The 24204-nt window shown below is 40.5% G+C and carries 22 protein-coding genes and 1 tRNA gene; 10 read left to right on the top strand and 13 right to left on the bottom strand.

What is annotated here, in order from left to right:
• The 3 genes from ABIN91_RS05490 to ABIN91_RS05480 form a co-directional block, all read left to right on the top strand.
• Window positions 1-566 (top strand): hypothetical protein (locus ABIN91_RS05490; RefSeq protein WP_348049301.1); only part of this gene is annotated, 566 nt, incomplete at its 5' end.
• Between the two features lie 162 nt (window positions 567-728).
• On the top strand, window positions 729-995 hold the full coding sequence (locus tag ABIN91_RS05485) for a hypothetical protein (RefSeq protein ID WP_348049299.1): 267 nt from the start codon (window positions 729-731) through the stop codon (window positions 993-995).
• On the top strand, window positions 992-1762 hold the full coding sequence (locus tag ABIN91_RS05480) for a hypothetical protein (protein ID WP_348049297.1): 771 nt from the start codon (window positions 992-994) through the stop codon (window positions 1760-1762). Before ABIN91_RS05485 ends, ABIN91_RS05480 begins: the two co-directional genes overlap by 4 nt.
• Here the strand turns inward: ABIN91_RS05480 and ABIN91_RS05475 are convergent.
• The 3 genes from ABIN91_RS05475 to ABIN91_RS05465 form a co-directional block, all read right to left on the bottom strand.
• A complete protein-coding gene (locus ABIN91_RS05475; RefSeq protein WP_348049295.1) occupies window positions 1759-2952 on the bottom strand; it encodes a tyrosine-type recombinase/integrase in 1194 nt (397 codons plus the stop codon). The two genes, ABIN91_RS05480 and ABIN91_RS05475, sit on opposite strands and share 4 nt — an antisense overlap.
• Window positions 2953-3095: 143 nt before the next feature.
• Window positions 3096-3168: transfer RNA gene (locus ABIN91_RS05470), tRNA-Lys, on the bottom strand.
• Window positions 3169-3269: 101 nt separating this feature from the next.
• The gene (locus ABIN91_RS05465) at window positions 3270-4898 is read right to left on the bottom strand and encodes an ATP-binding cassette domain-containing protein (RefSeq protein ID WP_348049293.1); all 1629 of its coding nucleotides are present in this window, start codon (window positions 4896-4898) and stop codon (window positions 3270-3272) included.
• Window positions 4899-5105: 207 nt separating this feature from the next.
• Here ABIN91_RS05465 and ABIN91_RS05460 point away from each other — a divergent pair, with 207 nt between their 5' ends.
• The gene (locus ABIN91_RS05460; RefSeq protein WP_348049291.1) at window positions 5106-5678 is read left to right on the top strand and encodes a hypothetical protein; all 573 of its coding nucleotides are present in this window, start codon (window positions 5106-5108) and stop codon (window positions 5676-5678) included.
• 6 nt (window positions 5679-5684) lie between these two features.
• Here the strand turns inward: ABIN91_RS05460 and ABIN91_RS05455 are convergent, their stop codons facing one another.
• From ABIN91_RS05455 to ABIN91_RS05440, 4 genes are all read right to left on the bottom strand, one after another.
• Window positions 5685-5999: a phosphoribosylpyrophosphate synthetase gene (locus tag ABIN91_RS05455; RefSeq protein ID WP_348049289.1), complete on the bottom strand. Its 315-nt coding sequence runs from the start codon at window positions 5997-5999 to the stop codon at window positions 5685-5687.
• 158 nt (window positions 6000-6157) lie between these two features.
• Window positions 6158-7726 carry an alpha-1,2-mannosidase gene (locus tag ABIN91_RS05450; RefSeq protein WP_348049287.1) on the bottom strand — a complete coding sequence of 523 codons (1569 nt, stop codon included), beginning with the start codon at window positions 7724-7726 and terminating at the stop codon, window positions 6158-6160.
• Window positions 7727-7920: 194 nt separating this feature from the next.
• Window positions 7921-10530: an ATP-dependent chaperone ClpB gene (gene clpB, locus ABIN91_RS05445; RefSeq protein ID WP_348049285.1), complete on the bottom strand. Its 2610-nt coding sequence runs from the start codon at window positions 10528-10530 to the stop codon at window positions 7921-7923.
• Between the two features lie 121 nt (window positions 10531-10651).
• A complete protein-coding gene (locus ABIN91_RS05440) occupies window positions 10652-12052 on the bottom strand; it encodes an MBL fold metallo-hydrolase (protein ID WP_348049283.1) in 1401 nt (466 codons plus the stop codon).
• Window positions 12053-12620: 568 nt separating this feature from the next.
• On the opposite strand from ABIN91_RS05440, the gene ABIN91_RS05435 reads away from it, so the two are divergent.
• Complete coding sequence (locus ABIN91_RS05435) at window positions 12621-13613, top strand: HAMP domain-containing sensor histidine kinase (RefSeq protein ID WP_348049281.1); 993 nt, start codon at window positions 12621-12623, stop codon at window positions 13611-13613.
• Here ABIN91_RS05435 and ABIN91_RS05430 read toward each other — a convergent pair.
• The gene (locus tag ABIN91_RS05430) at window positions 13607-15040 is read right to left on the bottom strand and encodes an AAA family ATPase (protein WP_348049279.1); all 1434 of its coding nucleotides are present in this window, start codon (window positions 15038-15040) and stop codon (window positions 13607-13609) included. The genes ABIN91_RS05435 and ABIN91_RS05430 overlap by 7 nt on opposite strands.
• 61 nt (window positions 15041-15101) lie before the next feature.
• Between ABIN91_RS05430 and ABIN91_RS05425 the strand changes: the two genes are divergently transcribed.
• From ABIN91_RS05425 to coaD, 3 genes are read left to right on the top strand one after another with little or no spacing between them, the layout of a single operon-like run.
• The gene (locus ABIN91_RS05425; protein ID WP_348049277.1) at window positions 15102-15923 is read left to right on the top strand and encodes a DUF3822 family protein; all 822 of its coding nucleotides are present in this window, start codon (window positions 15102-15104) and stop codon (window positions 15921-15923) included.
• Window positions 15899-16444, top strand: coding sequence for a 16S rRNA (guanine(966)-N(2))-methyltransferase RsmD (gene rsmD / locus ABIN91_RS05420; RefSeq protein ID WP_348049275.1), 546 nt, complete (start codon window positions 15899-15901; stop codon window positions 16442-16444). The genes ABIN91_RS05425 and rsmD overlap by 25 nt, the downstream gene beginning before the upstream one ends.
• 59 nt (window positions 16445-16503) lie before the next feature.
• A complete protein-coding gene (gene coaD, locus ABIN91_RS05415) occupies window positions 16504-16965 on the top strand; it encodes a pantetheine-phosphate adenylyltransferase (RefSeq protein WP_348049273.1) in 462 nt (153 codons plus the stop codon).
• Here the strand turns inward: coaD and ABIN91_RS05410 are convergent.
• Window positions 16940-17575 (bottom strand): NUDIX domain-containing protein, encoded by a 636-nt coding sequence (locus tag ABIN91_RS05410; protein ID WP_348049271.1) that lies wholly within the window; start codon window positions 17573-17575, stop codon window positions 16940-16942. The genes coaD and ABIN91_RS05410 overlap by 26 nt on opposite strands.
• Here ABIN91_RS05410 and pyrE point away from each other — a divergent pair.
• Together pyrE and ABIN91_RS05400 are read left to right on the top strand one after the other, a co-directional pair.
• Window positions 17574-18233, top strand: a complete 660-nt coding sequence (gene pyrE / locus ABIN91_RS05405) for an orotate phosphoribosyltransferase (RefSeq protein ID WP_348049269.1) — start codon at window positions 17574-17576, stop codon at window positions 18231-18233. The two genes, ABIN91_RS05410 and pyrE, sit on opposite strands and share 2 nt — an antisense overlap.
• A 12-nt stretch (window positions 18234-18245) precedes the next feature.
• Complete coding sequence (locus ABIN91_RS05400) at window positions 18246-18641, top strand: SRPBCC family protein (protein WP_348049267.1); 396 nt, start codon at window positions 18246-18248, stop codon at window positions 18639-18641.
• 330 nt (window positions 18642-18971) lie between these two features.
• On the opposite strand, the gene ABIN91_RS05395 is transcribed toward ABIN91_RS05400, so the two are convergent.
• From ABIN91_RS05395 to ABIN91_RS05380, 4 genes are all read right to left on the bottom strand, one after another.
• Window positions 18972-19751 carry a hypothetical protein gene (locus tag ABIN91_RS05395; protein ID WP_348049265.1) on the bottom strand — a complete coding sequence of 260 codons (780 nt, stop codon included), beginning with the start codon at window positions 19749-19751 and terminating at the stop codon, window positions 18972-18974.
• A 69-nt stretch (window positions 19752-19820) separates the two neighbouring features.
• Window positions 19821-20795 carry a polyprenyl synthetase family protein gene (locus ABIN91_RS05390; protein ID WP_348049263.1) on the bottom strand — a complete coding sequence of 325 codons (975 nt, stop codon included), beginning with the start codon at window positions 20793-20795 and terminating at the stop codon, window positions 19821-19823.
• A 120-nt stretch (window positions 20796-20915) separates the two neighbouring features.
• On the bottom strand, window positions 20916-23051 hold the full coding sequence (rnr, locus tag ABIN91_RS05385) for a ribonuclease R (protein ID WP_348049261.1): 2136 nt from the start codon (window positions 23049-23051) through the stop codon (window positions 20916-20918).
• A gap of 64 nt (window positions 23052-23115) precedes the next feature.
• Window positions 23116-24099 carry a chitinase gene (locus ABIN91_RS05380; RefSeq protein WP_348049259.1) on the bottom strand — a complete coding sequence of 328 codons (984 nt, stop codon included), beginning with the start codon at window positions 24097-24099 and terminating at the stop codon, window positions 23116-23118.
• Window positions 24100-24204: the final 105 nt, after the last annotated feature.

Raw genomic sequence — 24204 nt, 5'->3', positions numbered from 1 at the left:
TTTACATCCGCTCTGCATCGGGTATCAACTCAGCCGTTTACAATATCGCGATTACAAAGGCGGGTTCGGCGGTTATAAGCGCCCTGGCCATTGCAGCTGCAACTAACGTAACCGATAATAACGGAATCCTGTTTGGTAGTTCAGCGCCTACAGGGTGGGATGGAAAGGTATTATTTACCAAAAAACTTGCGTTGGGCACAGATGGACATATCATGCAGCAATACATGGGCGGCGCTCACGATACGATAATCACTTTTAAAGAGAATAATCTATCAGAAGTATACACAGCAAACACTTATAAAGCAGGCTTGCAGATTTCAAGCGCCACGCCGCATTATGTGTTTAATAATGGTACCTATACCACAACATCGATAACATTCGCGCTTTATGACTACTTACGAATCAAGGTAGTTGGTACCGCGATAACTGTCGAGAAGTCCAGCAATGGCACCTCGTGGACGACGGTTTACACCTTTGCCTATACGCGAACTACAGATTTGTATATTGGGATGTCTGTATATGGGGTGAGTAAGGTTTATGGTGCTAAAGGGTTTAATTTAATATAAAAGCAATGGGCTTACCAGTTCAACTAAGTAAGCCCATTGCTAATACACTAAGCATAGTCATTGGGTAAATTTGAATAGAATATGGGAAAGCTATTGATCAAACCATTGGCGTAAAAACATTACTATAAAAACATCGATTCACAAAACGCCGAAGCATAATATATGGGTATTCCTAAACTTCCTTTTTCATTCCCTGATTTCGTAAAATACCCATTGCAAGCTGTAGTGTATCTTTTATTGGCCTACTTTGTTTTCAAAGAGTTCACCAGGGGGCATGAATGCGATGACTTACGTCAGGCCAATATTGTACTGTCGAAACGGGTTGATAAACTCGAAAAAGACAAAGACGATTTGACATGGGCCGTTGCCGTAAAGTCGGGGGTAATTAATCAATTAAAATCTAAACAAGATAGCATCTCTAAACCATGAAAAAAGCAATCATATGGCTTGTATTAATTGTAATTGGGCTGGGTGCCTATATTTACTACCTGCATACCAAAAACACCGATATAAAGCCTAACCCTATTGAGTTAGCAGCTAAAAAGAATATCCAAACCGAAGCAAAGCAGATCGCCAAAGAAGTAGATAAGAACGGCTTGCAGCATACCATATATAAAATGGTTAAAGAAATAGATCAGGGTGCTGTTGATAAAGTTTCGGCAGACTTATTGGATACCATTGATGCCCTGCATATTGCCATGGATAAAGTAAGACAGATAACCGTAATTAACACCTCGCTATCAATTAAGAATCAGGCTTTGGAGCATAGGGTAAGCGATATGGCAACGGTATATACCCATAAGGATAATTATTTTGATCTGTCTGTGAGTGTCCCCAAAGACAGTAGCATAGCGGCCACATTTAATGCCGGATATGATGCCGATCTGATCACCTCGCAATATGATAAGAAGAGTTGGTTTTTAGGCTCTAAAAGTTCATATATAGATATTTACTCAAATGATCTGAGATTTACAATAAAAGGAGCGCGAACGCTAACCGTAAAGCAGAAAGTTCCTCTGTTTGGATTTCAGATATTAGGGAAAGCAGGATATAACCAACTTTACGGATCAAGTACCGGGACCGGTGCTGCCCTTAGTATTGGTCGGTTTCTATTATCAGGTGACTACAAATATTATATTCAACAAAACAGATGGTATTGGAGCGGAGAAGCCGGATATAGATTGTTTGGTTTTTAGTTACTCTTTTTCTTCGTGTTAAATATATCATCGGCTGCTTGATCCAGTTCGTCCTCTTTCCTTATGTCGTTCAAATAAGCCTGGTGGACAGCCAGGGAAGAATGGCCAAGTAATTCCATTGTTATCATTGGATTGTTAATTTTATCAATTGCCATCCGAGCGAATGTATGCCGCGCGATGTGGGACGATAGTGGTTTTTTAATACCAGCCATAACAGCGAGCACTTTTAGATATCTATTTACTACGCTGGTACAAACTTCCTTATGTCGCAACCTGGCCCTGTCATTTTCAAATTCACTTGCCTTGATATCTGGTACCCACGTAAAGAATGGGAATAGCCTTTGGTGCTTGCCGTTATATTTATCCACTATCGCCATAGCAGCGGGAATAAGTTTGATTGTTAGCACCTTATCAGTCTTGTCGGCCTTATAGGTAAATTTACCGCCAGTAAAGTCACGGCTATGTGCCTGCAATACATCACCTACGCGAATACCTCTTAAATACACCTGCATAATGAACATGTCCCTTGTCGCGGTTAGTAGATCACCATCAGGCAATGACAGGCCCTCCAAAGCTGCAAATTCATTTGGTGTTAACTTTTGCTTAACAATTTTGGCACCAGGTACAGATATTGCCTTCACGTCATCAGATAAAGCAGATTTATCATACCTGGACATGATTTGGCGTAACGTATTAACCTTCTTCTTTACAGTATTTGGATTATTGCCATCGCTTATTAGCGTTACTATTAAATTGTCGAACCATTTCTTATCCATTTGCTGAAGATGAATATCAAGGTTAAGTATTTGACTTTGGAACACTAATATTTTACCATACGTTCCTGATTTCTTTTGAAGCTTCAGCCGAGCCAGTTCAGCATCTAAAATTGATCGTAGTGTAAACTTTTCTGATATTCCGAATACATCAGCAGCATTCCTGTTCCCGCTCTTTATATCATATAGTAAATTTTCAGCCTTTGCATATTCAGATCCGATGTATTCGTTTTTTCTATTGGCTCCCGGCGCATTTCTTTTGATCCTGCCTTTAATGGTATCCCATTCTTCGGGCAAGCACCGCGTTAATACCTTCTTCTTAGCTTTCCTGTTTATGATGTACTGCAACACCACTGGATGTGTACCGTCTGCATATGTTTTTTGCTTATACAATAAGATTTTCAGGCTAATTTGCATGGTGTAAACATTTATAACATTTGGTGTTATCTTGGTGTTAGCAAATGTATTAATTATATGTAGCTACATTTAACTAAAAATATCTTTTTAAACAAAAAAAACCACTATTTGTTAATAGTGGTTTAGTGTAATTAAACTTAAAGTGACCCCTCAGGGATTCGAACCCTGGACCCAATGATTAAGAGTCATTTGCTCTACCAGCTGAGCTAAGGAGTCTGGTGTTTTAAGGACGGCAAATAAACGAATTTTATTTCAAGTCCGAAAGGGGGTAAGACGGAAAGTCCGAAAGTTTTTTCTCGTTTATTTGCCTGTAAATTTTATGCCATCGCATACATCTCTTCGCGTTGCTTTTGTACGGCTTCGTTGTTGATGTATTCATCATAATCCATTAGCTTATCAATAACGCCGCCGGGAGTAAGTTCGATGATACGATTGGCTACGGTTTCGGTTAATTCATGATCGCGTGAAGTGAACAACATTGTACCCCTAAAATCTTTCATGCCGTTGTTTAAGGCGGTAATAGATTCCAGATCGAGGTGATTGGTTGGCTCATCAAATAACAATACGTTAGGCTGTTGAAGCATCATACGGCTAAACATACAACGCATTTTTTCGCCTCCCGAAAGTACGTTACATTTTTTTAGTACTTCCTCACCAGAGAACAACATACGGCCTAAAAAGCCACGGATAAATTGATCATCTTTTTCACCTTCAGAGTATTCACGTAACCAATCTATCAGGTTATCATCCTTGCCATCAAAATAAGCATGGTTATCCATCGGTATATCGGCTGGTTTAATAGTCACACCCCATTTAAACTCGCCCTTAAAGTCTGTATCACGACCGGTTAGTATGTCGTAAAAGGCTGTGGTAGCCAAGCTGTTTTGAGATAGTACGGCAATTTTATCGCCTTTGTTAACCATTAGCCTAACATTAGCAAACAGCACTTCACCATTTAGTTTTTTGCTCAGGTTGTCTATCTGCAATATTTGATCACCCGCTTCGCGCCCCAGGTTGTTGAATATAATTCCAGGATATTTACGTGTAGAAGGCTGGATTTCATCCAGATTGATCTTATCCAAGGCTTTTTTACGACTGGTAGCTTGTTTTGATTTGGAAGCATTGGCGCTAAAGCGGCGGATGAAATCCTGCAATTCTTTAACTTTATCTTCCAGTTTCTTGTTTTGATCAGAACGTTGTTTTAAAGCCAATTGGCTTGATTGATACCAGAATGTGTAATTACCGGTATAAATGGTCATTTTGCTGAAATCAATATCAACAACGTGTGTACAAACGGTATCTAAAAAGTGCCTGTCGTGCGATACCACCAATACAATGGCTTCGTATCCCGCAAGGAAATCTTCTAACCATGCAATTGTGTTTATGTCCAAATCATTGGTTGGCTCATCCAGTAACAAAATATCGGGTTTGCCAAATAAGGCTTGTGCCAATAATACCCGTACTTTTTGGTTACCATCAAGTTCTTTTAATAGTTTGTAATGGGCATCTTCTTTAATACCAAGGTTACTTAATATGGTAGCGGCATTGCTTTCTGCATTCCAGCCATCCATTTCGGCAAACAGGTTTTCAAGTTCGCCGGCACGTTCACCATCTTTATCAGAAAAATCTTCTTTTAAGTATATGGCATCTTTTTCTTTCATAATGGTATACAATTCTTTGTATCCCATTAAAACAGTTTCTATAACCGGAACCTCGTCAAACTCGTAGTGGTTTTGTTTTAAAACAGCCATGCGATCGCCGGGAGAGAAGCTGTAGCTTCCACTGGTAGGGTCAATTTCGCCTGAAAGAATTTTTAAGAATGTTGATTTACCCGCGCCATTGGCACCAATAATGCCATAGCAGTTACCGGGGGTGAACTTTAAATTAACATCTTCAAAAAGGGTGCGTTTACCATAACGCAATGATAAATTAGAAACGGTGATCATGCCGCAAAGATAAGGTTTTTGAGCCTAAAAGCCCAGTGCACAGAAGTTATTGATTAACATATATTATAAATTTGAAACCCGGCTGACTGAACTTGCGTTTAAAGCATATTGTATTATTAAGATGTATTTCCCCAATGCCTCTGAATGATCGGATAAACCTTTTATATTAAGATTTTATCTTAATTAATTATTCTATTTGATGTATTAGTGGAAAATATTAAAGACAAAGACGAGCTTTTGTGGCACATATCCGAAACGATAGGTAAAAGCAAAGTGCTTAAACTAACCGATATACTGTATAACCGGCAATTTGATGTTCGGGATTTGATCGAACTAACTTTTATCCCCGAAAGGGTGATCGCTTTTAGGGCAGCCTGGATATTAGAGAACCTGGTATTGAGTGACCCTGTACGATTTATTGATGACCTTGAATTTTTAATATGCCAATTCCCGAAGGTTAAAAACAAAAGTTGCCAACGGCTTTATGCCAAAATAATTATGCATTTAACGGAGCCTGCTATGGATAAACGTGTAAAACAAAGGCTGGCATGTATTAATATGGATTGCATAGTTGAGCAGTGTTTTGATCTGCTTATTGAGCCTAAAACTCCGGACGCAGTAAAAGCATGTGTTAGCGAAATTTTATTCAATATGCGTTTTAGGCATATCTGGATAGGCGAGGTGCTTACCGAGCAACTAAAGTTGATGATGAACGGTGGTAAACCCAGCATACAGGCCAAAGGGCGCAGGCTGTTGAGCTATTTAGACCACGATAATTAAGAATATTTATTGGTTAACCTGGTGATAATTCAACTTAGCTTCAATAGCCGATGAACTATTATTAGCATAGGTACCAAAGGCATTAACCAAAACGCCTTTAAGGTTGTACTTTGGAGATTCTACCGCGTAAACTATTGACATATCTGAGGGGTTAGACGGGCCCTCGAACCGATAAAATTCATTGATCTTGAAATCATCCGCCGTCATTTGTATGCCTTGGGCTTTATCGTCTATGGTATCGCCTTCAAGGCTTAAATTTGCAGTATATCCTCTTTTAGTAAGATCTTGTATGGCGTCAAGCGCCGATTCGAAATTTTTCATGGCATAGTTGTTTATAGTTTCAAGCGAAATTCGCCTGTTATTTATAACCGCCAGAAAGGGGAGCTTGTTTTAATTATTCAAACAATTTATTACATCGGGGTTGAAATATACCCCGGCGGGTTTATTAAACTCCCGGGGGTATATTAAATGAACTTATGTTATGGCAATACGGTTACTTTGAGTGATGATACCATATCGTTAATACTATGATCGCTTAGGCAGGCATCATCTGCGGTAAGCGTTACGGCTGTGCCACCATAGTTGTTACTGGTGTACAAAACAACTTTCATACCCGGAGGTATTTTGATGGATGATGCATCATCGTTAACACCGCCTTTGGCTACAATATCTGCCATTAAAAAATTGCCTGGATCAAAAGTTGCCTTCCAGCCTGCGTAATTACAGTTTTGATACAGGTAAACATCACCATCACCAGCCTGATACCTGCGGTTTTTTATCCATAGTAAGCGTGCGGTTATTTGTGGTGACGAAGCTATTTTATTGGTACTGATCTCGATGTTTCCGGCAGTAAAGTATTTATCTTGACGGATATCTGTCAAATACAAATACTCGTCTCTAACATAGTCGTCGCCACCTGAGTTGCCCGAGCCTGTGGTACCATCAACCCGGCCGGCATAAATACCACCTGTAACTGTTGCTAAAACAATATCAAAATAAGTATTGGCCAGCTTTGTCATATCGGTAAGTGTGATGCCGTATCGGCCACTGTCATAAGCAATGTACATACCTTCGCTATCATAAGCCGCGTGGTTGCTATCTTCAACCCCGCTTGGCAACTGATAGGCCCATTTCCAGCATGCGGTACCAGAGGCGGAAGTATTGGCGGTGGTATTGGCTTTAAACCAATTAACATTGGCCTGTACTATGGTATCGTATTGCGAAACACGTGATGCAGCATCAGCCAATATAAGGTGGCATTGAATTAACCGAACCATTGCATTGGTGACCATGAATAACTGATTCCACGGTGCAGGCTCGTTGGGTTTATAAGTATTAGGTGAGCCAGGGAAATAGATCAAATGATCAGTACTGCGCACAAAACGTGGAACCAGCCAGTTATCAATAACATAATCTCCCTCTTGAATATATTTCAGGGCTCTTGCTTTATAGGTGGCGCCGTAGCCATGCGGGTCGCCGGTGCTTACGTTGGTATTCCATAAAGCAGAATGTTGTAAAATAAGTTTAGCGCAAAGCGCCATATGCGATATTACATCTCCTGGCTCAACACCGGCCTGTGCCGGACTAACGCCCGCAGCCGAAGATGGCCAAACGGGTTCAATATTCCCTGTCCATACGGTGCGTTGGCCTCCGTTGGCGGCTGAGGCCAGATCATTACGGCCAGCCAGGGCAGCATCGCAAAAATAGATCATACGATCTAAAATAGCCTGATCGCTGGTTGCATCATACATTAATCCGCAGGCTTCTATCTGTTTGCCCGAGTTGCCGAATACCCAAATATTCTGATCATTATGATCTGGCGCGGAAACGCCTGACATGTACGTTTTAAATGATGAGATCTCGTTGGTAGTGAGAGGCCCGTTCAAATTGTCAACCACCATTGATGTGCTTGGATGACTGGCCGTAATATTGTTAATAGCGAATGGATTGGTGGTTTCGGTTGCCGGTAAGGTGTTTTTTTCGCAGCCATACCACACCAGGGTAGAAAGCAGGAGGAGGCCCCCCAACATAATAATTGGTTTTTTCATAATAACAGGATTTTTATTGGTTAGTTGGTTAAATAATTAATCCAAGCTCGGAAGTATATCAATGCGAAAACTAAACGGGTTGAGCTAAATAGTAACCTTTCTTGCCACAATAAATCATTTAATATGAAGAAATAACAAAGCCCATTATATCATATGATGTAGTGGGCTTTAAATAATATTTAATTGTGTGATGATTAGTGGGCTATTTTATCATCCTCATTTAAAAATACAAACTGATTATCAAAACTGTCCAGCTTTATTTTGCTGTCTTTATCAATTTTGCCGGCCAGTATCTGTTTAGATAATTCGTTCAATATTTTTTTCTGTATCACACGTTTTAAAGGCCTTGCGCCATATTGAGGATCATAGCCTAACTGTGCCAACCAATCCAAAGCTTCGTCACTTGCTTCAAGGGTGATACCCATTTCGGCTAAGGTGTTTTGCAGTTGTGTAAATTGCAGTTTCACAATATCACCAATCTCATCGCGACTAAGCGGGGTGAACATGATGATCTCATCAATGCGGTTTAAAAACTCGGGGCGAATGGTTTTGCGCAATAATTCGAATAATTCATTTTTGGTTTTGGCAATCACTTCATCCTTATCCAATTCTTCATAGCTCTGGAAATTTTCCTGGATGATATGCGAACCGATATTGGATGTCATGATGATGATGGTGTTTTTAAAGTTTACCACCCGGCCTTTATTATCAGTTAAACGGCCATCATCTAAAACTTGCAGTAAAATGTTGAACACATCAGGATGTGCTTTCTCGATCTCATCCAATAGCACAACACTATAGGGTTTCCGGCGTACAGCTTCGGTTAATTGCCCGCCTTCATCGTAACCAACATATCCCGGAGGCGCGCCAACCAAACGTGAAACGGAATGGCGCTCCTGGTATTCCGACATGTCAATACGGATCAAGGCCTGCTCATCGTTAAACAAGTATTCGGCCAAGGCTTTGGCTAATTCTGTTTTACCAACACCTGTGGTGCCTAAAAATATGAATGAACCGATAGGCTTGCGTTTATCCTGCAAACCGGCACGGCTGCGGCGTATAGCATCGCTAATGGCTTCAATGGCTTCTTCCTGCCCCGCAACACGTTTGTGTAATTCATCTTCGAGGTTGAGCAACTTTTCGCGCTCGCTCTGGATCATTTTGGAAACAGGGATACCAGTCCAGCGTGCTACAACACCGGCAATATCATCGGCAGTAACCTCCTCTTTCAGCATGCGGGTATCGTCTTTGTTTTCGATCAGGGCGGCTTTAAGTTTTTCAACTTCGTCCTGTGTTTCACGGATCTTTCCGTAGCGTAATTCTGCTACTTTGCCGTAGTCGCCTGCTCGTTCCGCCTGTTCTGCCTCGAGCTTAAAGTTTTCTATCTGCTCAATTTTGTTGTTGATGTTATCAACCGCGTCCTTTTCGCCTTGCCATTTGGCCCGTAGTGAATCCCTGTCGGCCGATAGGTTAGCAATTTCTTCGGCAAGCTCTTTTACCCGTTTGTCGTTATGCTCACGTTTAATGGCTTCGCGCTCAATTTCCAGTTGCATAATGCGGCGTTCCAGTTCATCCACAACTTCGGGAACGGAATCCATTTCAATACGGAGTTTGGATGCAGCTTCATCCATTAAATCGATAGCCTTATCGGGAAGGAACCTGTCTGAGATATAGCGTTGCGACATTTCGACTGATGCGATGATAGCCTCGTCTAGTATGCGCACTTTATGGTGTGCTTCGTACTTCTCTTTCAATCCGCGTAAAATAGATATGGCATCGGCAGTATCAGGCTCATCAACCATTACTTTTTGGAAACGGCGTTCTAAGGCTTTATCTTTTTCAAAATATTTTTGATATTCATTCAAGGTAGTTGCGCCAATGGCTCTTAATTCGCCACGGGCTAAGGCTGGTTTCAGGATGTTTGCAGCATCCATCGCACCTTCGCCACCACCAGCACCAACAAGGGTGTGGATCTCGTCAATAAATAAAACGATCTCACCATCGGCCTGAATCACTTCTTTTACTACCGATTTTAAGCGCTCTTCAAATTCACCTTTGTATTTGGCACCAGCTATTAAGGCACCCATATCCAATGAGTAAACTGTTTTCGATTTCAGGTTTTCGGGCACATCGCCTTTCAATATCCTAAAGGCGATACCTTCGGCAATAGCGGTTTTACCAACACCTGGTTCACCAACCAAAATAGGGTTGTTTTTGGTTCTGCGGGATAGTATCTGTATCACACGGCGTATCTCATCGTCGCGACCAATAACCGGGTCCAATTTGCCCGATTCGGCATATTCATTTAGGTTGCGGGCATATTTATTTAACGCGTTGTAAGTTGCTTCGGCGTTTTGATCAGTCACCTTATTATCGCCTCGCAATTCAACAATAGCTTTCTTAAGGTCTTTTTCGTTCACACCCATATCTTTTAACAGGGTAGCGGGCTTATCGTTAGCGGCCAATATTCCTAACAGGATATGCTCGACAGATACAAAATCATCCTTAAATTCTTTTAAATAATTGGTTGCCTTTTGCAAGGCTGTATTAGCTCCCGATGATAAATAAACGTTGCTTCCGCTTACTTTAGGGAAGCTGGCTATCTGCTGATCTAAAGCTTCGTTTAAACGGTTAATATTTACATTGAGCTTTTTAAGCAGATAGGATATAACATTTTCATCAACAAGTAGCAGGCCCTTTAATATGTGGGCGTTTTCAATTGCCTGCTGCTGGTTACCAGTGACAATTTCGGAAGCTTTTTGAACGGCTTCCTGTGCTTTGATCGTAAAGTTGTTAAAATTCATAGTGATTAGTATTAATCAAACTTAACGCCACGGTGTATAGTCGGCAATAAAGTCAGCGTAAATGAATTTCAAATGACTAATCGTCAACTAATTATTATTTCAAATGCCAATAGGGCAGTATTTACAAATCAACATGCGTATGCAGATCAGGGATGCAAACATTTTTAAATCCTTTATCGTGCAAACGCGCCTCGAAAGCCTGCTGTATGTTGTATTCGCCATGTACTAAAAATATCTGTTTAACTTCTTCCTGTTTTTGGCAATTTAAAAAATGGATCAGGTCATTATAATCGCCATGCGCGCTCATTGAATCGATAGATTGAACATCAGCCTTAACCAAATGCTCTTCTCTGAAAATCCAAACGGTTTTATTCCCGTTCTTTAGTTGCCCGGCTAATGATCTTGGTTCGGCATAGCCAACCATCAGGATGGTGTTTTTGGCATTCCCGATGTTGTTACGGATGTGATGCCTAACCCGGCCCGCCTCGGCCATGCCTGATGAAGAGATGATCACGCAGGGGCGGGGATCATCGTTTAAAGCGATGGATTCTTCGGTAGTATGCACAAATTTCAAGTTTTTAAATTTGAATACGTCATCGTCATGCTTCATTACCTGTTGCACATCTTTGTTTAACAGATCGGTATGATCTTTTAATATCTCTGTCGCTTTTTCGGATAGGGGGCTATCTACATAATAGGCAACATCGGGGAGTTTGTTTTTTTCTTCAAGGTAGTTAAGGGCGTACAATATTTCTTGCGTTCTACCTACACTAAATGCGGGTATAATTACTTTACCGCCACGCAGAATACAAGTTTGATAGATAACCTCGTAAAGTTTTTCTTCAACGGGTTCTAATTCTGAGTGGAGTGAATTACCGTAAGTTGATTCCAACAGAATATAATCAGCCTGTGGGAATACTTTTGGTGATTTTAATAACAGATCGTTATAACGGCCAATATCACCACTAAAGGTTATTTTGGTAAGCTTTGCATCTTCTAAAATAGACAGGTGTATTGCCGCCGCCCCAATAATATGGCCGCTGTCTGTTAGCCTTAAAGTTATACGCGGGCTGATCTCAAAATCGATATCCAGATCAACTATTTTGAATAAGCTTATTGCTTTGACCACATCTTCCTCGGTATACATGGGCTCAATTAATGGCCGGCCATGCTTTTTGTTTTGTTTGTTGGTGTACTCGGCATCCTGGGTTATTATTTTGGATGAATCGGTTAATAGTATTTTGGTAAGCTCTATGGTTGGCGCTGTGCAAAATATCGGGCCTTTATAACCTTCGGCAACAAGCCTTGGAATTAAGCCGGAATGATCGATATGCGCATGCGATAAAACCATGTAGTTTACTTTTTTAGGATTGAAACCGAAGTAATCGTTCATCTCTTCGGTTTCGCTGCCCATACCCTGGAACATACCACAGTCTAACAAAATTTGTTCGCCATTATTTAAAGTGATAAGGTGTTTGCTGCCGGTAACTGTACGGGCTGCACCATGGAAAGATATTTTCATTTAGAATTAGTTATAATTGGTAGCACAACAGTAAGTAGCTAACAAAGTTTAACTAATATGTGTAATAATTATCAGGATTTTACTACGCATTGTTAATCGACGTTTTATATTATAAAGAAATTAATATAACTGGTTTGTTGAGATGATAAAACAACATTATGATTTTGAATGCGGTTTTGCATCATGTGCATATAATATTCATATCTTTAGACGATAGTAATTCAGCCCCGTGAAAATTTATCTGTTAACCCGAACTGATACTAATGCCACTTCAGCATTTAGGGTGTACTATATTCTCGAAAATTTAAGAGCCCTGAAAAAAATAAGTCTTTTTTATTTCGTAGGGGTAGCAGCTATAATAGTTGCAGAATATGCATTCAAGTTAAACCTTGACGGTATAGTTAATATTCCAGGATTTTTAACATCACTGTACTCTACACTATTTATAACGCCATTATTTTATTTGAGTAGTGTGTTGCTCATCAAAAACTTCAAGCCTAAAAAACAATTTTTACGATTAGCGCAAGTTTTGGTCATGCTATTTGCCCTATACTTGATTAGCCGGGGAATGCTCAATACATTTTATGCCATGCATAACCCGCGCAACTCATTAACTATGTACATGATGTGGTTAATTCTGGTTAGTATATTTTTTGTATTTGAGTATTACGAGACAATTTTTATTGTCCTGGTTTTTTTGATAGCTTTTAGTATTTTACTGCCTTATTTTCAATATGATAAGGGCGAAATCATTAAGAACCAGTTTGTGTCGATAACGTTATTGGGCTTGTTCTTTTTTTCATCGCGACATGTATTCTCTTATCGGGCCAACCATTTTATTCAGTTAAAAACGATACAGGAAAAAAACCTGGAGATAGAAAATGCCAATCATTTAAAAGATGAAATATTAGGCATTGTAGCTCACGATCTGCGTAACCCATTGGCTGTTATTGAAGGTGTTTCGACCTTAATGGGAATGGATTTAAACGATACCGACGAAGATGGTAAGGAAAACTTAGCTATGATAAAGGCTTCGTGTGAGAAAGCGAGAAGTATCATAAACGATTTGATAGAAGTTGCACGAAATGACAGCGTGGAAAATTTTGGAGTTGAAGAGGTAGAGCTTAATCATTTTTTAGGCGGCATTGCCAACGAATGGCGACAGAATCGATCTGGGTTGGCGGAGTTGGTTTTTACCGGGACAAAAAGATCTGTTTATACCCACGTTAATAAAGAAAAGATTCAGCGGGTAATGGATAACCTGATCAGTAATGCGATCAAGTTTTCTATCGCGGGTGATAAGATTGAGGTATTGCTGAAGCAGGAAAGTGGTAAATGTATTATTGAGGTGCGAGATCATGGTTTGGGTATTCCGGATGAACTATTGCCTTACGTGTTTGATCGTTTCTCTAAAGCCAGTCGCAAAGGTGTTAGAGGAGAAGATTCCATTGGTATGGGATTAAATATAGCCCGCCAGATTATCAAAAAACATGGCGGCGATATTACCGTAGAAAGTATTGAAAAACAAGGTACAACCTTTATTATCGCGCTTCCTCAATAGTTTTCTTCGGTACCGGCAGGATAAAAACGCTGGTTAAAATTCACCAAAAATAAGGCTGTAGTTGAACGTGTACAAGCGGTATAAAACCAGCGTAAAAAATCATTGTTCACCATTTCTTCGGTCAAATACCCCTGGTCAACAAATACGGCATCCCATTGGCCACCTTGTGCTTTGTGGCAGGTTACGGCATAAGCAAACTTAATTTGCAATGCATTATAATAGGGGTTGGTTTTTAACTCTTCAAACTTTAAGCGCTTATTGGCAATGTGATCGTAATCTTTCATCACCTCTAAATAAAAACGTTTTTGATCGGTGGGCTGCAGTGCCGGTGATTCTGAATAAAGCGTATCCAGCATTACTTTGCAGTTAATACTTAAATTTTCGGCATAATCGGTAAACTCAACTGTGGCATCGGCAAATCTGAAACCGTACATATCCTGAAAGTTGCGGATCTTGGTAATACGTGCAATATCGCCATTGGCAATAAAACCGGTGCTGTTTTCCTCTTCTTCTTTTAGCCAGAAATAGTTATTGCGGACTACCATGATCTGGTCGCCGCCAGTAATTTCTTCATCACGGAACAATATTCTCCCCCGTATTTGTTGATTGTAGAGGTTGGCATTTTTATTAGAACGGCATATTACCAGTGTACGGTCCATGCCATACTTTTTGTAGGCATACTCAAGCCCTTCGTCTAACCTATCGCCGTTAAGGCGGAAAACATCTTTAAAGCCTTTGGTTATGATGTGAGGTATTTCGTTTTTATCATTGCGGATCAGTTCTCTTATCCGGGTAACGTTCATCAATATTCCCGAATCCTTTTCCTGGCGAACCACATCGGTTAATTCAAAAGCGAATACATTGAGGCCGAAGTGATCTTTCAATACCTTTTGCTCCAAAGCCGGACTGTTAACCGAGCCAACAGGGGGGAGTTGGGCGGTATCGCCAACCAAAATTAACTTGCAGTTTTTGGTATTATAAACGTAGCTGATCAGATCTTGCAACAAACTATTACGGTTATTGCCACTTGGTTCGTCGGATATCATGGACGCTTCATCCACAATGAATAGAGTATCGGTAGCCACATTATCTCCGGGCTGAAAAGATTCGTCGATACTCATTGCCGATTTTTTACGGTAAATGCGCTTATGAATAGTAAATGCTTTTTTACCCGCATAGCCCGATATTACTTTGGCGGCACGGCCTGTTGGCGCAAGTAATACGTATTTATAATTATAAGCCCTGAGCGATTTAACCAGCGCGCTTATCACTGTGGTTTTACCTGTACCCGCGTATCCTTTTAATAAAAAGCATTCGTCGCCATCATTGCTTATTAAAAAGCTGTGCAGCTTGCTAAATAGCTCAAGCTGCTGCCCGTTAGGTTGATGAGGGAATGCCTTAGTTAAAATATCCGCGGTAGTATTCACACCTCAAAAATGCGTAAAAAAGGCTTAACGATACCTGTGTTATTTTTTTTACTTTTGCTATATGAGCAAAGGCCGGTATAATTATTACGACCCTGAATACGATCCGAATGTTACCGAAGGCTACGAATTGTTGCTGATGGTAAACGATCAAACGTTTTCGTTCGTGGTTTTGCAAACCGACAGTAAAAGAGTACTGGTTTGGGGCGAAGAATATGATAACGAAGAGCTAAGAGCACCCAGCGACCTGAAAGGTATTTTAACAGCTAAATATATTGATGTTAAAGCGATTGTAACATCCGCTACCTTTACCATTATTCCAAAAGAACTATATAAAGAAAGTGACCTGAGCGAATACGGCAGGTTTTTGACCCTTAAGCCTGGTGATACCTTGCTGGTTAACGAAATAGATGAAGGCAGCATTGTAGTTTTTAAAGTTGATGAAGGGACATTAAAATCGCTTAAAAACAGGGTTGCTCAAAAATCCGTCTTTTTTACCGGGAAAGTATTTGTAGCCGCCATTAGCTTTGGCAGGCATGATAATACTAATTTATATGCCCATATAGAAGGTAACCGCTTACAATTATTGCATTTTAGAAATGGGATGCTGAACTTTTATAACAGTTTTGAGTTTCAAAACCCCGATGAGTTGATGTATTTTATTGTATTAACGGCTAACGAACTGGAGTTGAATTTAGATGAAACCTCGCTTATGCTAAGTGGTGAGGTTAATATATCTGATAAAAAGATCCATCGCGTAAGCGATTTATTGCCCAAGGTTTATTTGAACCAAACCAAGATAGTTTTATTGCCGCAAGGCTTTTTACCCCACCAAATATTATTGCTTTCGGGCCTTACACTATGCGCATCATTGGTGGAAAATTAAAAGGATTAAGGCTCAATACGCCTAAAAATTTACCTGTACGCCCTACAACAGACCTGGCTAAAGAAGCGCTCTTTAATATCCTAAACAATCAGATAGAATTTGATGAGCTAAAGGTGCTTGATCTGTTCAGCGGGACAGGTAATATTTCGCTTGAGTTTGCATCACGGGGTGCAAGCGAAGTGGTTTCGGTTGATAGGAGTGTTCAATGTATCAATTACTTAAAGGATACTTCGCGGCAGCACCGTTTAGAAACTATCAAAACCTTTAAGGCCGATGTTTTTAAATACCTGGAAATGGAAACCGAGCAATATGATCTGATCTTTGCTGATCCGCCTTACGATCTAAACCGCATTCCCGAAATACCTAAGATCGTTTTTGAGAAGCAATTGCTTAACGCTGATGGCTTGTTGATAGTAGAACATCAATCAATGCAGAACCTAAGTCAGCATCCTAATTTTGTTGAGCAGCGAAAATATGGGCATTCGTCATTTTCGTTTTTTAAAAATGCTGACCCATCATAAATTGATTATTACGATAATTTGTATGTAATTTCGGATAAGAATAGCTTAAAATACATTTCATGAAGATCGCACTTTTCCCAGGTTCGTTTGATCCGGTAACCAAAGCCCACGTTGACATACTGAAACGATCTGTTGCCTTGTTTGATAAGATTTACGTAGGCATAGGTATCAATAGCACTAAAAAGGGATTTTTAAGTGTTGAAAAACGCGAACAAATGCTGAGGGCGGTTTTTGAAACCGAACCCAAAGTACATGTAATTGCTTACGAAGGTTTAACCGTAAACTTTTGTAAACAGATAGGGGCGAGCTACATGATCCGGGGGATTCGTACCGTATCCGATTTTGAGTACGAAAAAGCCATAGCTCAAATGAACCACGCGCTCGAGCCGGATATAGAAAGTATTTTCATTGTAAGCAAGCCGGGCTATTCTTCCATCAGCTCAACCATCGTGCGCGAAATTTTGCGCTACAATGGTAATGCCGAGCAGTTTATTCCTAAAGAAGCGCTTCAGTATCTTTAAACAATTCAACTTCTTCCATCACTTGCAAAATAGATGGGAAGGTGTTTTTGGTGATGATATCTGTTTTTTCGCGGGTAAACCAACGGGCATCTGTAATGCCTTCTTCTTTTTGAGGCTTCAGTTTATCCTGGCCGGTAGCCTTCATTTTAAACCAATAGCTTTTTTTGAGTACAACCTCACCTTTGTAAATATAGGCGTGGTAAGTTTTACATATCTTTTTGCCTAATTTTTTAACAGTTATACCGCATTCTTCTTCAACTTCGCGCACGGCGCCTTCTTTTATGCTTTCGCCTTTTTCAATTTTGCCTTTGGGCAGGTCCCACTTATCATTACGGTAAATAAAAAGGTATTCTTTCCGCTCGTTTTTAACTAAACCTCCGGCGGCTTTAATAACCTGCACTGAGTTTAATATCTTTTTGAAAAAGGCTTTAGCATCGCTGCAGACTACAAAAAAATCGTAACCGGGATATTGCTCTAATATAAGTGGATAAATTATTTTCAAATCAAAAGATTGATGGTCAATTTGTTGAAAATTTTTTAAGCTTTCGGGCACCGATTCTGTGATCAAAAGTGTCTTTTGGTTGATATAAATTCTATAGATTTGAGCCATGTTTAATAAAAGTGAGACAGAACAACAAGTTGCAGAATATTTATTGCAAATTAAAGCAATTAAATTACAACCTACTAACCCTTTTACATGGGCATCGGGTTGGAAATCTCCAATTTATTGCGATAATCGTTCCACATTAGCTCATCCGGCTATCCGGACGTATATTCGTCAAAAATTAACCCGTTTAATTCAGGAAGAGTTTGGCTCAATTGCGTGCATTGCAGGGGTAGCAACAGCCGGTATCCCGCAAGGTGTGCTGATAGCTCAGGAAATGGGTTTGCCATTCGCTTACGTTCGTGCTAAGGCCAAAGAACATGGAACTGGTAATTTAATTGAAGGTGACGTATTTCCAGGTCAGCGGGTATTAGTTGTTGAGGATTTGATATCAACTGGTAAAAGCAGTTTACAAGCTGTGGAAGCTTTACGTGCCGCCGGTTGCGATGTTGCCGGTTTGGTAGCCATTTTTACTTATGGCTTTGATGCAGCGGAACAAAACTTTAAAAAGGTAGGGTGTAAATTTGCTACACTATCAAACTATAATGCCTTGATAGCATACGCTGAAGAGCATAATTACATTTCAAAGAGCGATGTTAGCCTGTTACAGCAATGGCGCGAAAATCCGGCACAGTGGGGGCAAGAAATTACTGACACTATATAAGCTATTATAATAATGACCAATTTCGAAAGTAAGGTTACCATTAATAAGCCGATAGCCGATGTGTATCGTTTTTTGGCTGATCTGAACAATCATCAGCAATTAATGCCCGAGAATATTTACAACTGGTCGTCAACAGCTGATGAGGCCCGGTTTACCATCCAAAATATGGCTAAGCTTGCGCTGAAGGTAAACAATAGGGTAGAAAACAAGGAGATACAAATTATCCCTGCAGAAGAAGCCCCATTTGCTTTAGAATTGAAATGGACCTTAGCTGATAATGGCGGCAGCACAACGGCAACTTATCAAATTGAGGCCGATTTAAACATGATGATGAAAATGCTGGTAAGCGGCCCACTGCAAAAGCTGGCCGATAGCGAAACATCACGTTTGGCCGAGGTATTGATATAAATAAAGTCAGTTATATAAATTTATGCTTTGCTAACCCAAATTGGTTAGCATTTTTTTTGATCTTTTTTAAGCTGTGCTTAGCGTATCCTATTAAAAAAATCTATCAATTTGCGCATTATAAATTCAGCTAATAAAACAACTGCTACTAAACCCAATGCTAGTGCTAATGTATCGTTCATAACTTTAATGTTTTATATTAAGAGTTATGCAATTGCGGTGCCAGTATAAAAAATGGCTTAATTAGCTGCGTTTGGGTTGTATTATAAGTTCAATCGGGAATAAATTCCCCAATTGAATTATTTCGTTTAACGATAATTTCCCCAATCGGGATTATTCCCCATTTTTTCGGCCGCCTTTGATCAGGAACATGAATAACAGCAAAAGAAGTATCGCGATGATGATAACCGTGATGATCAGATTACTATTGGCGCTACCTTGAGTTGGAACTGATTTAGGCTTGGTTATTTCTGGCAGTTTTTTAACTATTGTATCGGTTATTACCGGGGCATTCTTTTTAGCAACGGAATCTTTTAAGAAAGCGATGCGGCTAAGCGCAGCAGCGATTTTTTTCGGGATTTCCCTTTCATTGTAATACGCTGCGATCCGGTTTTGTACTTCGATCTCAGCATCAATTCCAGGTTGAGTTTTGGCTAGGTTTAGCGCCTCACTCAAATCTTTATTAGCCATTTCAAAATCTTTGATATCTGATTTGACTGATGATAATGAGATTAAAGAATGAATGATGTTGGCAGTATCCCTCATTTCGCGCGCAAGCGAGTTTGATTGGATATAGAACCATTTGGCCTGTACGTATTTTTTTTGAAGATGATAAACAAAAGCTAAATGATCAAATGTTTCGCGCAAACCCGTGCTATCGCGGAAACGGGAGTAGGTGTGCAGCCCTTTCATGATCAGGCTTATGGCTTCGTTCAGATCTTTAGCGCTTGCTCCCGGAACGGCCAGTTTTAAGGCCGTTTGATTTAGTGAATCAGACTTAACCGTAAATGCTTTCACGTATTGCTCCCGGGTTAAGGTATCTGTGGTAGCTTGTTGGGCAAACAAACCGGTGCTTATTAACATCAGTAATAAAATCGGAAATGTTTTTATCATTTGCAGAGATATTGAAAAAGGTTGAGTTAAAGATATGCTATTTCAAACATTAACTCATAGTTTTCATGATCAGTATTCCCTCACCAGCAAAGCATCGGCAAATTCTTTCAAAATCACCTTTCGCTCATCCGGCAGATTGATCTTTTCAAAACTCAACATCGCTTTTTCGGCATATTGGTTCATTTCGGCTTCGGCCTGCTCACGGATATTGAGTTGATTGTAAATGCTTTTAACTGTTTCTACTTTTTCAGAAGCATCAAAGTCTTCAACCGATAACCATTTGTTAAGTTCGTTCAAGGTATCGCCCTTAGCTAATTCAAGGGCTTTGATTAGCAGGTAGGTTTTTTTGTTGGAAATAATATCGCCACCAACTTGTTTTCCAAACTTTTCCGGGTCACCATAAACATCTAAAATATCATCCTGTAACTGGAATGCAATACCTAACTGTTCGCCAAAGTTGTAAAGCAGGGTTCCTTCGGCATCGTCGGCACCACCAACAAGCGCGCCCATTTTTAGCGCGCCACCAACCAGTACAGCAGTTTTAAGGCGGATCATGTTGATGTACTCGTCAATCCGTACATCGCTGCGGGTTTCAAAGTTCATGTCAATTTGCTGGCCCTCGCAAACGCCTACGGCTGTATCGTTAAACACATCAAGCACCGGGCGTAAAATGTTATCCTTAACCTGCATAATTAGTTTATTGGATTCTACCATCATCACATCTCCCGAAAGGATAGCTACGTTGGCATTCCACTTTTCGTGAACGGTTGGCTTACCACGACGTAAGGGGGCTTTATCCATAATATCATCATGCATCAGGGTAAAGTTGTGGAATACCTCGATAGCCAAAGCAGGAGCAAGGGCCTGCTCCACATCGCCGCCAAACATATCACAAGCCATCAATAGCAGGCATGGGCGCAAGCGTTTACCACCAAGCGACATAATGTAGTTGATAGGTTCATAAAGTTCCACAGGCGAGGCGCCGTAGCTTTTATTACTGATATATTGATTTATAGAATTTTGGAGTTGGACTATCTGCTGCATAAAACTGGCCGGAGCCTTATATTTTCGACAAAAGTAATTATTTAGTATCAAGTAGCGAGTATCAGGCATCAAGATAAAAGAATTACCCAATACTTGCGACTTGATACTAACTACTTGCTACTAACCCGGTATCAGTGTAAAATCAATCTGTTTTTTGGTCAGGTCAACGCTTTTAACTTTGATCTGGACTTCATCACCCAGGCGGTAGGTTTTCTTTTTGCGCTGGCCGATGATGGCGTAGTTCTTCTCATCAAGCGTATAAAAATCATCACTGATATCGCGCAGGCGTATCATGCCCTCGCATTTATTTTCAATGATCTCTACATACATACCCCACTCGGTAACGCCCGAAATGATGCCGGTGAAGATGTTACCAACCTGGTCTTTTAAATACTCAGCCTGTTTGTATTTAACTGATGAACGTTCGGCATCTGCGGCTTTTTTCTCCATTTGTGAGCTATGAATACTCAAAACCTCGTAATGCTCGGCATTAACGGAGCTGCCTCCATTTAAATAATGCTGCAATAAACGGTGCACCATCACATCCGGATAACGGCGGATAGGTGAAGTAAAGTGCGTATAATAATCAAAGGCCAAACCGTAATGGCTGGTTTTTTTTGTTGTGTAAACGGCTTTAGCCATTGAGCGTATGGCCAGTTGGGTTAATACGTTCTGCTCTTTTTTGCCTTCTACATCTTCCATCAAATGGTTTAGGGAACGGGCAATTTCTTTATCGGATTTTGTATTGATCTTGTAGCCAAACCTTGCAGCGAACATAGCGAAGCCTGCCAGCGTTTCTTGTTTAGGCGAATCGTGTGAGCGGTATACAAAAGTGTACTGGTGCTTGCCTTTGCCTTTTTTGGCTATAAATTCGGCAACCTTGCGGTTGGCCAGTAGCATGTAATCTTCAATTAATTTATGGGCATCTTTACGCTCTTTAACGTAAACACCAATCGGCTTACCAGTTTCGTCCAGTTTAAATTTAACTTCTTTTGTTTCAAAGCTGATGGCTCCGTTCTTAAACTTACGGTCGCGTAGTTTGTAAGCTAATTCGTTAAGCAGCGTTATTTCTTTAACATAATCGCCTTCGTTAGTTTCAATAACTTCTTGTACTTCTTCGTAAGTAAAGCGGCGGTCGGAGTGGATCACCGTTTTACCAAACCATTCGTTAATCACGTAAGCATTGGCATCCAGCTCAAACACGGCCGAAAAGCATAGCTTATCTTCATTAGGGCGTAATGAGCATAGGCCGTTTGATAACCTTTCGGGAAGCATCGGGATTACCCGGTCAACCAGATAAACAGATGTACCACGCTCATAAGCCTCTTTATCCAAAGGAGAATCGGGGATGATGTAGTGCGATACATCGGCAATGTGAACGCCAACTTCGAAATTTCCATTATCAAGGTATTTGAATGATATGGCATCATCAAAATCCTTGGCATCAAATGGATCGATAGTGAAAGTCAGGATATTCCTGAAATCACGCCGTTTTGCAATTTCCTGTACGCTTATTACTTCGGGTATGGCGTTAGCTTCTTCTTCTACTTCTTTAGGAAAGGATAGGGGGAAACCGTATTCGGCCAGAATGGCGTTCATTTCGGTGTCGTTCTCGCCCTGTTTACCCAGCACATTTTTAATACGGCCAACCGGGTTTTTAGCTTCTGGTGGCCACTCGGTAATTTCGGCAAGAGCCTTTTCGCCGTTGCGGGCACCGTTTAACTCACCCAGCGGGATAAAGATATCATGCTGCATTTTACGGTCGTCGGGTACAAAAAAAGCAAAGCGTTCGCTTAGTTTTACAATACCCGTAAACTCCATTTTGTGGCGTTTGATGATCTCGATCACCTCGCCCTCTTTACGTTTACCTTTGCTTTTGGCATATACGTAAACCTTAACAATATCACCGTTAAGGGCATTTTTAAGCTTGCGTGGGGCTACGTAAATATCGTTTTCAAACTCATCTTCAACAACAATAAAGGCCGAGCCATCATTGGTTAGGTCAACCTTGCCTTCAACAAAGGTTTTGAGTTCGCGTAGTTTAAATTTACCGGGCGATGTTTCTTGCAAGGTTTGCTTAAAAGCTTCGTCCTTTAATATTTCGCGTATTACTTCTTTTGATTCGGGTTCAAGTATATTCAGTTTTGCAGATACCTGCTTGTGATTTAATTCCTGGTTAGAGTTCTGTTCAAAAACATTGAGTACCAGTTGTGTAAGTACTTGTTTGATAGAATGATTGTGATCTTTTTTAGACATATTTATTATTAAAAAACTAAGGTACAGTATTTATACCTTTTTAATGTAATGCAGTAGGTTAAGTTTACTGGTACGGCTGCATTTTACCGCACGAGCACTGGCAATTGTTATCGCTAACACCCAGTTTTTTTAAAAAGTATTGATAGTAACCGGCACGGTCTGTCATGGCAAAAACGGCTTCGCCTTTGTTACATTCTTCGGCGCCGTTCACAATGTTGATGGTCATGCCAAAGCCTGGGGTGCGGCCCCTGGCCACATCATCAGCATTGGGTTTCCAGTTATCGGCCATTACGTTATGGGCCGATGGTTTGTAGGTTTGTGGTGTCATCCAAAAATAAATAGCCGTTTCAAAGGCCACTACAGCATCAGTAGTGATCAGGTCGGGGTTATTCAGTAGGATGGTTTTATCACCAAAAATACAATCAGAAGCATAACCATAATTGCCGTTATAGCTCAGTTGTAACGGTCCGCGGCCGTAATACAACTTACCTTTAACGGGAGGATAGGTGTCGTTATCCGAAATATAAGGCAATGTAGTATTCAGCTCATGGGTATACATCAAGCCATCGTTGTATTTGCCATTTTCGCCATGGCGGGTTTCGTGCGAGATATGGGCGAGGAATGCCGCCAATTCTTTTTTATTGGTAATGAGGTCTTTTTCGGAGCAAAAATTACCGTAATCAATTTCTACAACACTGTAAGGCTTGGCTTTGGCCCAGTTCTCTTCCCATTCATCATCCTGACGGATCACTTTAGCTATCCCGGTTTTTTTATCGGTACGGGTAAGTTTATAGATGGACACCGAGCGTTTTTCAACTTTTAGTTTGATCTGACCTAATTGCTGCACGGCTTTTACAAAAGCGGCGTAGGTATAAAATTTATCCCGCATGGGGAAGAAGCCGTTAAAATACTTTTCGGTAAAAAAGGAAGTAACCGATGGTTTTTCGGCAAGGGCGGGCGTACTTGTTGAACCGCATTTAAAACTGAGCAGGCTTAGTGATACTAATAATATAGCCGGGAGTTTGGTAACTGATATGATCGATCTCATGGGTAAATGACCGTTGATTGTTTATGATTTATATATGATTACGCTGATTAACCGGGATAACCAGCGTAACAAATTATGGGTATTTATGGGTGTTTTTTATTCTCT

Origin of the sequence: Mucilaginibacter sp. (genome assembly GCF_039921305.1) — a bacterium.
Taxonomy (GTDB): domain Bacteria; phylum Bacteroidota; class Bacteroidia; order Sphingobacteriales; family Sphingobacteriaceae; genus Mucilaginibacter.
The sequence above is the reverse complement of the archived record's forward strand: the minus strand, read 5'-3'. Positions and strand labels throughout refer to the sequence as shown.